Source organism: Flavobacterium sp. HSC-32F16 (assembly GCF_024171645.1).
Taxonomy (GTDB): Bacteria; Bacteroidota; Bacteroidia; order Flavobacteriales; family Flavobacteriaceae; genus Flavobacterium.
This window is the reverse complement of sequence record NZ_JALKAC010000002.1, coordinates 751,480-764,904: the sequence shown is the minus strand read 5'-3', so window position 1 is coordinate 764,904 and position 13,425 is coordinate 751,480. Positions and strand designations below refer to the sequence as shown.

The window sequence follows — 13,425 nt, the reverse complement described above, 5'->3', positions numbered from 1 at the left end:
AATTTAGTTTTGTCGGGTTTTGTTTTTTATGCTTGAATTCTATTTTTTCAACGTTTGAGGACGATTGGCATCATTTGATAAAATCCAGCCTGTTCGATACATCCATTCGGTCATTTTATGGAGTTTTGCGTAATCTATATTCTCTGCCTCATCCATTGGCGTGTGGTATTGACTATGCAGAACACTTGTAAAAAATACTGATGGAATTCCTATACGGGCATACGGCAAATGATCTGAGCGGAAATAAAAGTTCTCCGGATGTTCTGGTCTGTCCCAAAGTTTATCCAATTCAAATTTAGGTCCTTCATCATTCGCTTTTTTAGCAATATTTACCAAATCTGAAGAATTTTCATGTGGAGACGTAGAACCTAGCAAAGCCGCTTGATTTAGGTCATTTCTTCCAATCATATCTCCATTTAGCACGGCAACAATATCTTTTTCAGGAACGGTTGGATGTACGGCATACCAGCTTGAACCTAGTAAACCTCGCTCTTCTGAACCATGAAAAACAAATAATGCGGTTCTTTTTCCGGGTTGTTTTTTATAAGCTCTTGCAATGGCCAGCATTGCTACGCAGGTACTTGCATTGTCATCTGCTCCATTATAAATAGAATCCTGTCCGTATTTTTGCCTAACTCCATCATGATCCTGATGCCCGCTAAAAAGAACATATTCTGATTTTAATTTCGAATCTGTTCCTTCTACTTTTCCAACAACATTTACAGATGGATATTTATAGGTTTCAGAAACTACTTCGGCAGACACTAATTCTTTAGTAGTTTTTAAAAACTCTAACTGATCACTGTGAACCCAAAAAGCAGGCATTCTGGATGGAGTTGGGATTTTATCGCGGTATCCTTCAATTCCGTAAACACCTCTTGTCATTTGTGGTTCTACCTGCGACCAGCTCTTTTCCCCCAATTCATCTGCAACAATTATAAGCGCTGCTGCTCCTTTTTGTGCCAGATCTTCATAATATTTTTGTTTTACATAACCTGGATAACGTCTTTCAAAAAGAGAAATATCTTCTGGAATTCCTTCTTTTGAAGCTAATAAAACAACTGCTTTTCCTTTTACATCTGCTTTATTGATTTCTTCTCTCGATGCTGCTCCTAAATAAAGTAAAGGAGCTTCTACTTTAATATTGGCTGTTTCTGCAACTAAGACTTCATTCCACAATTTATATGATTTAGATCCAATTTTAAATTTTGTATTCGCAGTAACCTGATGTCGGTACAAATCAAAAAACTGAAAAAAAGTTCCGTCATCTCCGGCTGGTAACATTCCGGCCTGTTTTGCTTTTTCAGCAAGCCACATAGACACTTTTAATTCGTCTAAAGTCCCTGCTTCACGGCCATTAAAGTGATCTCCGGCCATTTGATACATATCTGTTTTTAAATCTTTAACTGTAATTGCTGAAACTAATGGTTTCTTAATTGTCTGCGAAAAAGCGATTCCGCCGCTAGCAATTAAAACCAACATCATTTTATTTTTCATACGTTTAAATTTGATATCTCAAACTTAATGATTTATAAAGAAAAATACTTTTCTATTTGAATCATTACCTAAAATAATTTAGTGGGAAACATTACAATTAAAAAAATCCCGACCTGTTTAAAAAAAACAGATCGGGATTATTAAAAATTAAGCCTCGGAATTTTAATACGTTCCGTTCTGCATTTTAGATAAAACTTCTTTTATATCTCCTGCCGTTTGTTCATCTACTGTAGGATCTAAATATTTTACTGCCAAAGTCTGAGTAGCAATAGCTTTTTCTTTTTGTTCGTCTTTGTAATATAACTGAGCCAGAGTGTCTAAATAATAAGGATTGTTTTTAGATATCACTAAACTATATTCAGACCATTTAATAGCATCTTTAATAAAATTAGAATTTTGAGGTTTCTGTACAACAGTCCAAGCTGCATTATTACAAATATCTGAATGGTAAAGTTTAAATGAACTCCATCCGTCATACGAATAACTTGAACTTGAATCCAATCCTGCAAAAATGGCATCTAATTTTTCAATTGCACTTGGCCCTGCTAATGTAGTATCAAAATAAGTACTAAACTCTTTTAAATAAGTTGTATTAGAACCGTCATTATCTTCAAGCTGCGCTAAATAATAGAAATAATTTCTGTAGGCATCAAAATTTCCTTTTCCAGATGCAATAATCTTTTTATAAACAGAATTAATTTTCTCTTTGTTCATTTCTCCTGTAACTCCATCCTGAGAGGCATATAAATTTTGCTGCAATGCATTCGAAACTTCAGAAACAGGATTTCCTATGTTATGGATTTCTGCTTCATTACTATTGAATGCTTCGCGATTGCTTTCAATTTCGTCAGAATGTTTTAATAGATAATCAATCGCCAGAAAATCTGTATCATTAAGGATTCTGTCTTCGTTAAAAAGTTGTTTTGTAAAGCCTTGATTTTTGATTTCTTTTATGATTGTTTCTACCAAACTCATAGCTGGTTTTTTATCTTTTTGATGCGTCTCAATCAATTTTTTCCAGGCTTGGGCTACTTCTTTTTTATCTAATGTTGTTTTCGAAATTATAAACTCACTAGGATCATCTACGGTATAATCTGAATCATAATCGTATGATGTTTCCAGTAAAGCCGCTTTATTAAAAGCCTGAACCAAATCAGCATCTGACGCTTTTTTATTTTTCAGGGTTTTATCAATAGAAAGAAAGGCATCTGCGCGCAACAGCTTACGATAAAAATCCCCGTAATAACTAAACTGATATTGCTTTGATGTTAAATCTGATTTTGCAGAGGCCAATATATCTCCGTTTCTATTCAAAACAAGTATACTTGGGTCATTGGTAATCTTATTATTTTTCAGCCACTTTTTATCATCGGATCCAGCCAGATAATAATTGTAAACGTCATACTGGGCATTGTATTTATCATACATATTATATCCAGTCTGTGTTTCCTGATCTTTTACAAAAGCATCAAAACTTTCTTTTGCTGTTTTATTACTGTTATAATAAACAACTAAAAACTTATTATTAGCGGTTCCTTTTGTTGCTGTTAATGCCTTGTTTAAACTGCTTTCAATTTTTAGTTTAAAATTGTACTGTGAGTAAAAACTCGCTGTGTCAACCGGATAATCTACTACGGATACTGCCACACTATCGATTGGCAAACTATTATATATACTGTCTGAAACTGCACCGCCATAATAAGAACTTTTACCAGGATAAGTCCAATTTGTCAGGGTTTGATTTTCAAGAGGAACAACTGTTGGAGCTTTTTCAGTAATCGGATTTTTTTCATTTACAAATACTAAAGGATCTTTTCCTGATTGTTCAGAAACTTTTAACTCGTTTGTTTTTCTATCATAAATACCTGTAAGATTTAAATCATTTAGAACCGCAAGATCGTAGTTAATTGTTATTTCCGAAACATCTTTAGGCAATGCATATTTACTTACATCACTTTTTCCATCATAATCTTCATAAACCAGATACAGAAAATCCGTTTTATCTATTTCAAAATCTAAATCTGTTGTATTCCAGTTTGGATCTATTTTCGTTTTAATATCTGAAACTCTCTGGTATTGAACCATTTCAGAACCTTTTTGAGTTCCTATGTAAAATGAATAATATGAAGGATTTAAAAATTTAATTTTAATCTTTTTGGCTTTTTTATCTTTACCAAAAGAAAGATCAAATCTATTTACAGCTTTCGTATTTTTTAAGAAGATAAGCGAATCGCCTTTAATATTGTAACCTCCCGAATAAAAAACCAATTCATATTTATTATCATCCAATAAATTTAATTTGATCTTTCCTCCCTTATTTGTAGATAAATAGGTTCCCTTTTCGATGCCATTTGTTTGAGCAAAAGAAACAGACATTCCGGCAAGAAGGAGTGACAAACTCCAAATAAAATTGCGCATGAGTACAGTTTTTGTTATTATTAATATAACACAAAGATATTTGATTCTTACCTAAACAAATCATAAAAAATCACAATATTTGCAATTAAAATACTACAAATTATATTTCATAGAAAATATGATATAACGCGGCTGTACAGTATATTGTGAAACTCTTGTAGAGAATTGTGAAAAGTTGTCGTCGTTAAGATATTTTGTATTTAATAAATTGGTTGCCGAGATTTTATATTCCCATTTGCTGTTTTTCTTTTGATAAATTAAACTGGCACTTAAAAAATCGTATTCGTTATCTACTGTTTTATTTCCATTATAATAATGGTAGAATTCATATTCTGAAACAAAAGAAAAACTATCCAAAAAATAATAGTCCAATCTGGCAAAAGGCTTATCTGTATAAAAGGTAGAACCGCTGTATTTATTAACCAAAAGATTATAACCAAACTCAATATTAGGCAGATTTTTATAATTTGTTGAAGCTCTAACAGTATAACTCTGTACAAAACTCTCTGTTGTCGCTAATTTATCGTTTTGAATGTTATTGAATTTTGACCAGTTTAAACTTGCGGCTGCTGATGATTTATAATTTTTCAGGAAAGAACGTCCGTACGTTCCCATTCCGCTGAAAGTTTCATCGGCCAAATTGGAATTGTATGGAGATGATGACTGATTAATTCCTTCAAAATCAGCTTTTGTTTTAATTGCATCTACTTTTTTAGTGTACACTGCATTGGCAAAAATGTTCTCGAAATTGAACATATTGTATTTGAAATAACGAAGTGTATGAACTTGCGATGTTGCATTTTCTAAAAAACGATTTCCGCGAAAAAGACTGCTGTAATCAGATAATACATATCCGGCTGCTAACTGATTAATATCTGTAAAATCATTCGTTAAAGAGAAATTATACGTCAGCGTTTCTGATTTTTTGATTTGATACAAAGCGAAAAAATCAGGTAAAACTTTCGTGAAATTTTGAGAATAATCTGTTCCCAGCTGTGTGTTTTTCATAGCGTAAGAATGTACGCTGACCCCCGGCGTGAAAGTGAATTTTCCGGTTAGAATTTTATAATGAAAGCCCATAAAAACATCATCAAAACTGTAATTCACATTGTTATTATTTTCAGGTGTTTCTAAATCATTTCTATCTCCATTATCCAAAATTTGGAATATATGAGAATTGAAATTTTGATACGAATACGTATTTCCAAAAGTAATATTGATGTTGCTTTTTGGAGTTACCATATAATAGTAATCCAATTTTGCATCGATTTTATTGGTTTTTACAAAGCGATTCTGGTTCAAATCATTTCTTTGCTGCCCCATTGTATAGTCAGACAAAACAAAAGGTTGTGTTCTCAGATTGGCATTATAAAACGGATTTTCATCCTGATATAAATGCTGCATTTCAAAGGCAAAAATATTTTTAGCGCTTTGTGTATAATACAAACTTAAATTTTGATTTATTGAAGTTGGATCTTGCTTTTTATCTGTTAAAATAGTTTCAACATCCGAAACATTGCTGACAATAGATTCACGAAGCAAATCTGTATTTTCTTCTTGTTTTGACAATTTAGTCAGGATATCATAATCAAACTGAAATTTATCATTTGGTTTATAAGTAGAACTTAATTTAAAAAGCCCTAAGTTATTTTTTTGATGCGTTAATTCATCTCTTTTCTGCTGGTCTCCAGAATCAAGAATCGTGGTTTGAGATTTGGTTTCTAAATCAGTTTTTGAAGTCGAAAGAATTCCAAAACCGCTTATATTCCATGTTTTTGTTGGAGAATAAGAGAAATTTGTCGCGCCAAATTTGGTTTCAATTTCTTTGGCTCTGTTGTTTCTTAAAACCGAAATTCCTAGATCATTTGAAGAAACATTAAAATTACTCCCGCCCTTTTTCATCATATTCTTAAAGCCGCCCGTAAACTTAAAATAATCCTGCGCTGTAAGAGGCAGTTCTCCAATATTATTAAAATTGGTAATTAAATTAATACTGTATTTTGGGCTGTAATAAAACAACTTCGGATTGATGATGTAACGGCTGTCTAATTCTGCCACTCCAATTCCGGCAGTAACGTCTCCAAACCAAAAGTTCTTTTTGCCTTCTTTCAGTTTAATATTCATGGCCACATTATCCTGATCGTTTTCGAGACCTTTTAATGCACTTATTTCGTTGTAATTTCTTAAAACCTGAATTTTATCAATCGCATCGGCAGGAATGTTTTTAACTCCGAGTTTGGTATCGCCGTCAAAAAAATCTTTTCCTTCAACCATTAATTTACTCACTTTTTTTCCTTCAACCTCAATTTCACCATCGGCGTTCACCTCAACGCCCGGAAGTTTTTTCAAAACATCTTCCAGCTTTTTTTCAGTACCCGATTTAAAAGAATCGGCATTGTAAATAATCGTGTCGCCTTTTATAGAAACCGGCATTTCGCGAACGATTTCAACTCCTTCAAGTTCAATTCCTGCACCGTCCATAATAATGTTTTGAACGATATTCTCTGTTTTGACCGAAACGGCAATTTCTTTCGATTTCATTCCCAAATAACTTACTTTAACCGTATAAGAAGTATTAGGTTTTAAAGTCAGCTGAAATTTTCCTTTATCATTGGTAATTCCGTACGAATCCATTGCTTTTGTAGTATTGTTAACCGCCATAATATTGGCCATTTCCAACGGATTTTTCTGCTCATCCTGAATAAAACCATCAAAACGAACACTTTGAGAAAAGCATATAGAAGTAAAAAGTAAGGCAAAAATAAAAAGTGTTTTATTCATTATGAAAATATTGAAATTTGGACCTGCGGAATCGCGAAGAGACGAAGCAATTTTAAACTTTAGTATTTTATAAATTTATCTTCCCATTGGCGGTGGTCCTCCGGCACGTCCGCGGTTCATTTCTCTAAACTCTTCCATTTTTTTAATTACCGTTGCATCATACTCTTTCTGAGAAATTACTTTTCCTTTTTTAGATGGTTTTATCTCAACTTTATCTTTAGCATTTAGAACGATTTTAGAACATAAAATTGTTGTTTTTCCGTCGTTAACTTCCAAAATCAAACCCGGAAGTCCCCAATAATTTTCCGGCCCCTGATTAACAGGAATCTCCGGCGTATACCAAGCCGTAACAACAATTTCTTTCGGAATTTCGAAATTGTCTTCAAAATTGGTTTTTGTATCTCCCGAAGTCTTTTTTACCTCATCTTTTTTATCGTCATTATTTTTAGGTCTGAAATTTCTAAAATCGGTTTTGCTGGCTTCTTTTACAGCTGTCGCCTTAAAACAATTGTACCCGCCGATTTGTTTGGTTTCCTGTTCCAGTTTCCAGTTTAATTTTGGCAGAGAATCTACAACCAGAAATTCTTTCCCCATAAATTCCTTATCAACTGTATACGATTTGGTTTTAACATCTTTATAAAAAGTGCCGCCGCCTCCCATCATGGAGTTCATCATCATTCGCATACCTCCGCCTTGTTGTCCCGGAGTATCTAATTTTTCTTCTTCTTTATAAATTGAAGCTGTTTTATCAAAATTTAAAACAAACGTTTTCTCCAGCATTTTTTTCATTCGCTCTTCCATCGTTTTTTGCATTTCGGGCGTTATATCACGATTTCCTGCCCTCATTCCTTCAAATTTAGGAGTCTGAGTTTTAGATTCGTAAACAGCCATTCCCTGAAAATCTTTTTGTGCCTGAACCTGACTAAAGACAAGTACTAAAAGCAAATATGTTAATTTTTTCATGTGTTGAATTTTAAAAGGATGTAAAGTCTGGTAAAACTTACATTCAAATTTATTATTAATTTTAAGATCCTGAAAGTTAAATATATTAATGCCAAAATGCTATCGACAAAACAGTATGTTTGTAAGACTATTAGAATTTGGAAAGGTTTAAATACAAATATGGCCTAAAACTCTAATTTAAAAGTCTTCTTTCCTGCAGTTTTTGTACTTTGGCTATTCGAAATTATTAATTTATGAGTAAAACGCTGCGTCAAATTTTAGTATTGCTGTTTATCGCATGCTCTTCCTCAATTGTTTTTGGGCAAAGCCAAAAAATAAATCCTGTTTTAATTTCAAAATTCAAAACTGACACTGATGAATTTATTGGTTATGATTCTTTTGGATATTCTTATCAGATAAAAAACAATATTTTCAGCAAAATAAAAGGAAGGGAAATTTTCGAATACAAAAATGTTTCTTTGGGAAATATTACAAAGGTCGACATTCAGAATCCGCTTAAAATAGTATTGTTCTATGAAGACTTTAACAGCGTTGTTCTTTTAGATAATCAACTGAATAAAATGACCGAGATTAATTTTTCGCAAAATGCAATTCCTATAGTGGTGAGCGCGATTGGAATGTCGACTCAAAATCAGCTTTGGATTTTTAACACCTTAAATCAGCAGATTGGACTTTTTGATTATTTAAAAAATGAGTACAAAACGGTTTCTATTCCGTTAACCGAAAGCATAAAATATTACCAAACCGACTTTAATACTTTCTTTTGGATTGATAAAAAAAACAATTGGTTTTCTTGTGATATTTTTGGGAAAATTTCAAGTTTAGGAAACCTTCCGGATTTTGATAAAATTGAAATAATTTCGTCTCAAAAATACATTTTCAACAAAGCTAACTCATTGTATTTGAGAGAAAATACCAACACAATTTCAGAAATTGAAATTTTAGAAAAAACGTTTGACAAATACTATTACAAAGACCAAATTTTATCTATTTTTACAATCAAAGAAATTGTAAATTATAAAATCGTAACACCGTAATGCACATAGCAATAGCAGGAAATATAGGCGCAGGAAAAACTACATTAACTAAATTATTAGCCAAACATTTTAAATGGGAGCCTCATTATGAAGATGTAGTTGATAATCCGTACTTAGACGATTTTTATCATCAAATGGAACGCTGGTCATTTAATTTACAGATTTATTTCCTGAACAGCCGTTTTCGTCAGGTACAGCAAATTCGCGAAAGCGGAAAAAAAATCATTCAGGACAGAACGATTTATGAAGATGCTTATATTTTTGCTCCCAATTTATATGCAATGGGATTAATGACAAGCCGTGATTTTGAAAATTACACGTCTTTATTCGAATTAATGGAGTCGTTGGTAAAAGCACCTGATTTATTGATTTATTTAAGAAGTTCTATTCCTAATTTGGTTGGACAAATTCACAAACGCGGCCGTGAATACGAAAACTCAATTTCTATTGATTATTTAAGCCGTCTGAACGAAAGATACGAAGCATGGATTCAGACTTATACAAAAGGAAAATTACTAATTATTGATGTTGACAACATTAATTTTGTAGATAATCCCGAAGATTTAGGAGACATCATTAATAGAATTGATGCGGAACTAAACGGATTGTTTTAAAACAGGAATTACACAAATTTAACGAAATAAAAAATGCCTCTAAATTATTTTAGAGGCATTTTCGGTTTTAAGAAACGTTGTTAAAGCTTAAAACTTTGACAAAGTTATTATTTTGCAGCTTCTACTTTAGCCAAAACTTCTTCTTCTGTTCCTTCGAAAACTTCTGTAGTTGTTTTACCATTTTCTGTTTTAGTAACAGTTCCAGTAGTTTTTCCATCTATATTTTTTACTTCAACACGAACTGATTCGCTTTTAGTATGAGAATGTTCTCCAGCTGCATCAAAATGAGCCAGGCATTTTGCTGTTTCTTCTGGTGAACAGCCTTTCTCTTTACACATTTTAATACATTCTTCTTTTGTCATTCCAGACATATCACCACATTTAGAAACTCCTGCATGCATTTCTGTTTTAGCACAGCAAGAAGCTTTAGAAGCAATATTTGATGAAGAATGTCCTGATCCTAAAATTGGTGCAATTACCAATCCTATTAAACACGTTAATTTAATTAAGATGTTCATTGAAGGTCCGGATGTATCTTTAAACGGATCTCCAACTGTATCTCCGGTTACGGCTGCTTTATGCGCATCAGAACCTTTGTATGTCATTTCGCCATTGATCATAACTCCGGCTTCAAAAGATTTTTTAGCATTGTCCCAAGCGCCTCCTGCATTGTTTTGAAAAACGGCCCAAAGAACTCCAGAAACCGTAACTCCAGCCATATATCCTCCTAACATTTCGGCAATTAACTGATTATTATCTGAGTAAACTAACTTTCCTAAAAGCACAATTACAATAGGAAAACCAATTGTTAGGATTCCCGGAAGCATCATTTCGCGCAAAGCGGCTTTTGTAGAAATCTCAACACATTTTCCATATTCAGGTTTTCCTGTTCCTTCCATAATTCCCGGAATTTCCTTGAACTGACGGCGCACTTCGTAAACCATATCCATCGCTGCTTTTCCAACAGAATTCATCGCTAAAGCAGAGAAAACTACCGGAATCATTCCGCCTACAAATAACATTGCTAAAACAGGTGCTTTAAAAATATTAATTCCGTCAATTCCTGTAAAGGTTACATATGCTGCAAATAAAGCTAATGAGGTCAAGGCTGCAGAAGCAATGGCAAATCCTTTTCCGGTTGCAGCAGTTGTGTTTCCAACTGAATCTAAAATATCGGTTCTGGTACGAACTTCTTTTGGCAATTCGCTCATTTCTGCGATCCCTCCTGCGTTATCAGAGATTGGTCCGAAAGCATCAATAGCTAATTGCATTGCTGTGGTTGCCATCATTGCCGAAGCCGCTAAAGCTACTCCGTAAAATCCTGCTAAAGCATAAGAAATCCAGATTGCCGCCGCAAACAATAATACGGTTGGAAAAGTCGAAATCATTCCCGTTGCTAAACCTGCAATTACGTTTGTTCCCGCTCCTGTTGATGATTTTTGAACGATAGCCATAACTGGTTTTGTTCCTAATCCGGTATAATATTCTGTTACTGATGAAATGGCACCGCCAACAATTAATCCTACTAATGTAGCGTAGAAAACACGCATTGATGAGATCGCCTTTGATCCTTCCCCAAAGAAACTCATCTGCATCGTTTCAGGAAGCATATACTGTACTAAGAAGAAGCAAGCCACAGCTGTTAAAACAATAGAAAACCAGTTTCCTATATTTAACGCTTTCTGTACCTGTGCTTCTTTTGCATTATCATCTGAAATTTTCACTAAAAGTGTTCCGATAATCGAAAATATAATTCCGAAACCGGCAATTGTCATTGGCAGTAAAATTGGACCAATACCGCCAAAAGCATCATTGATACTGCCACCCATGTCTTTAATAACATAATTCCCCAGCACCATTGCTGCTAAAACAGTTGCCACATACGAACCAAACAAATCTGCCCCCATGCCGGCAACGTCTCCTACATTATCTCCAACGTTATCTGCAATTGTTGCAGGATTACGAGGATCATCTTCCGGAATTCCTGCTTCTACTTTACCCACTAAATCGGCACCAACATCGGCTGCCTTAGTGTAAATTCCGCCTCCAACTCTGGCAAACAACGCAATTGATTCTGCACCAAGCGAAAATCCTGCTAATGTTTCTAAAACCACCGTCATTGTTTCAGTGTCCTTCCAGACTCCATCAGAGAATAAATTAAAGAAAATTATAAAAAAGGCTGTTAAACCTAACACTGCTAAACCTGCAACGCCTAAACCCATTACGGTACCGCCGCCAAAAGACACTTTTAAAGCCTGAGGTAAACTTGTACGTGCTGCCTGAGTGGTTCTTACGTTTGTTTTAGTTGCTATTTTCATTCCAATATTTCCGGCATAAGCAGAAAATAATGCCCCAAAAATAAATGCAATTACAATTAATAAATGGGTTTTTACTCCCGGAATAAATGTAATTCCTGCCAAAGCTAAGCTCGCAATAATTACAAAGATGGTTAATAGTTTATATTCGGCTTTTAGAAAGGCTAAGGCTCCTTCATAGATGTAATCTGAAATCTCTTTCATTTTACCATCTCCAGCGTCTTGTTTTAAAACCCAAGTCCTTTTTATTCCCATGAAAAGTAATCCTAAAACTGCCATAACAATTGGCAGATAAATCATAAATGCATTCATAATATTTTAATGGTTTTGGTTAATAGTCAACAATCTAACTGAAACGAATTTAAACAAAAAAGCAATACTCCTGACGGCAGTATTGCTTTTTTTATAATAGAATAAGGTTAAAATTATTTAATGCTAAATAATCCAGCTGGTTTATTTTCAATATCATCAAAACGCTTTGTACATTCAGCAATAATTGCGAACGCTTCGTTAACGTCTCCCCAACCTTCAACATCTACTTGTTTGTTTTCAAGATCTTTGTAAACCTGGAAGAAATGCTCGATTTCTTTCAATAAGTGTCCATTAATATCTGAAAGGTCATTTAATGAATTCCAGATTGGATCTGAAACTGGTACACAAATGATTTTTTCGTCTGGTCCTTTATCATCTGCCATATGGAAAACACCAATTGGTTTTACTTCCATAACACATCCAGGAAAAGTTGGTTCGTTTACTAAAACCAATACATCAAGAGGGTCACCGTCAAGAGCTAAAGTTTCTGGAATAAATCCGTAATCTGCAGGGTACATCATTGAAGAGAACAACATTCTGTCGAAACGCATTCTTTTGATTTCAAAATCGTACTCATATTTATTTCTGCTTCCTCTTGGTATTTCGATTAATACATCGAAAGTTGTTAGTTTGTCTGCGGTCATTTTCGTTTTTTATTATATCTATAATTTCGACTGCAAAAGTAACTAAACAATCCTTTTTTACAATGAAAAAAGTATATTAATCTGTGTATTTATACATTAATTAATATACTTTTCTTTTTATATAACAGACAGTTAATATGTAATTTTCCTATTTCGCTTATTTAAGTAATAATGCCAGAGCAAATATGCTGCATAAGATCGGTACGGACTCCATTGTTCTGCATGGATTTCCATTTCCTGTTTGTCATGAATATCCAGCAATTCTTTGATCGTATTTACAACTGCAATATCGCCCAGCGGAATCAAATCCGGCTCCTGAAGACAGAACATTAAATAGATATCAATTGTCCAGTTTCCGATTCCTTTTAATTTGATTAGCTCTTCGCGAACTTGTTTTGCCGATTTTGAAGCCAGACTTTCTACATCGAGTTCTTTGTTTAAAATGGCTTCTGCTAAAATCTTGATGTATTTTGTTTTTTGTCGGCTTACACCAAGACTTCTATATTCTTCGTCCGGCAAAATCGCCATACTTTCAGGGTTGCAGGTTGTATAGGCTTTTATTTTTAAGAATGTGGCTTTCGCCGAATCGATAGAAACTTGCTGCTCGAGAATTAACAACACCAGAGTTTCAAATCCCTGCGGACGCTTTGGTATTGGCGGAAGCCCGTATTTTTCGATTATTTCCCGAAATACTGGGTTTTTATTGATTAGAAAATCGATGGCTTCCTTCATAAGATATTTTTTAAGTCAATTTCAAAATTAAATAAAAAAGAATCTCACAAAGGCGCAGAGTCGCTAAGTTTTTTGCCCGCAGATTTTACTGATTAAAACAGGTTTAAGCAGA

Annotated in this window: 9 protein-coding genes; 2 read left to right on the top strand and 7 right to left on the bottom strand. The window is 33.8% G+C overall.

The features are described 5' to 3' along the window. Positions 1 to 39 precede the first annotated feature (39 nt). The 4 genes from L1276_RS09955 to L1276_RS09940 all read right to left on the bottom strand — a co-directional run bounded on the left by L1276_RS09955 (position 40) and on the right by L1276_RS09940 (position 7,659). Positions 40 to 1,497: a M28 family metallopeptidase gene (locus L1276_RS09955; protein WP_253787329.1), complete on the bottom strand. Its 1,458-nt coding sequence runs from the start codon at positions 1,495 to 1,497 to the stop codon at positions 40 to 42. Between the two features lie 162 nt (positions 1,498 to 1,659). Beyond that, on the bottom strand, positions 1,660 to 3,915 hold the full coding sequence (locus L1276_RS09950; protein WP_253787327.1) for a hypothetical protein: 2,256 nt from the start codon (positions 3,913 to 3,915) through the stop codon (positions 1,660 to 1,662). Between the two features lie 93 nt (positions 3,916 to 4,008). After that, the gene (locus tag L1276_RS09945) at positions 4,009 to 6,696 is read right to left on the bottom strand and encodes a carboxypeptidase-like regulatory domain-containing protein (protein ID WP_253787325.1); all 2,688 of its coding nucleotides are present in this window, start codon (positions 6,694 to 6,696) and stop codon (positions 4,009 to 4,011) included. Positions 6,697 to 6,771: 75 nt separating this feature from the next. Then, positions 6,772 to 7,659 (bottom strand): GLPGLI family protein, encoded by an 888-nt coding sequence (locus tag L1276_RS09940; RefSeq protein ID WP_253787323.1) that lies wholly within the window; start codon positions 7,657 to 7,659, stop codon positions 6,772 to 6,774. Between the two features lie 233 nt (positions 7,660 to 7,892). Between L1276_RS09940 and L1276_RS09935 the strand changes: the two genes are divergently transcribed. Next, entirely contained in the window at positions 7,893 to 8,696 is an 804-nt protein-coding gene (locus L1276_RS09935) for a hypothetical protein (RefSeq protein ID WP_253787321.1), read from the top strand. Next, the gene (locus L1276_RS09930) at positions 8,696 to 9,310 is read left to right on the top strand and encodes a deoxynucleoside kinase (protein WP_253787319.1); all 615 of its coding nucleotides are present in this window, start codon (positions 8,696 to 8,698) and stop codon (positions 9,308 to 9,310) included. The genes L1276_RS09935 and L1276_RS09930 overlap by 1 nt, the downstream gene beginning before the upstream one ends. A 107-nt stretch (positions 9,311 to 9,417) precedes the next feature. On the opposite strand, the gene L1276_RS09925 is transcribed toward L1276_RS09930, so the two are convergent. The 3 genes from L1276_RS09925 to L1276_RS09915 form a co-directional block, all read right to left on the bottom strand. Then, entirely contained in the window at positions 9,418 to 11,937 is a 2,520-nt protein-coding gene (locus L1276_RS09925) for a sodium-translocating pyrophosphatase (RefSeq protein WP_253787317.1), read from the bottom strand. 113 nt (positions 11,938 to 12,050) lie between these two features. Continuing rightward, positions 12,051 to 12,581 carry an inorganic diphosphatase gene (locus tag L1276_RS09920; protein WP_253787309.1) on the bottom strand — a complete coding sequence of 177 codons (531 nt, stop codon included), beginning with the start codon at positions 12,579 to 12,581 and terminating at the stop codon, positions 12,051 to 12,053. Between the two features lie 132 nt (positions 12,582 to 12,713). Next, positions 12,714 to 13,313: a DNA-3-methyladenine glycosylase gene (locus tag L1276_RS09915; RefSeq protein ID WP_253787307.1), complete on the bottom strand. Its 600-nt coding sequence runs from the start codon at positions 13,311 to 13,313 to the stop codon at positions 12,714 to 12,716. Between the last annotated feature and the right edge of the window lie 112 nt (positions 13,314 to 13,425).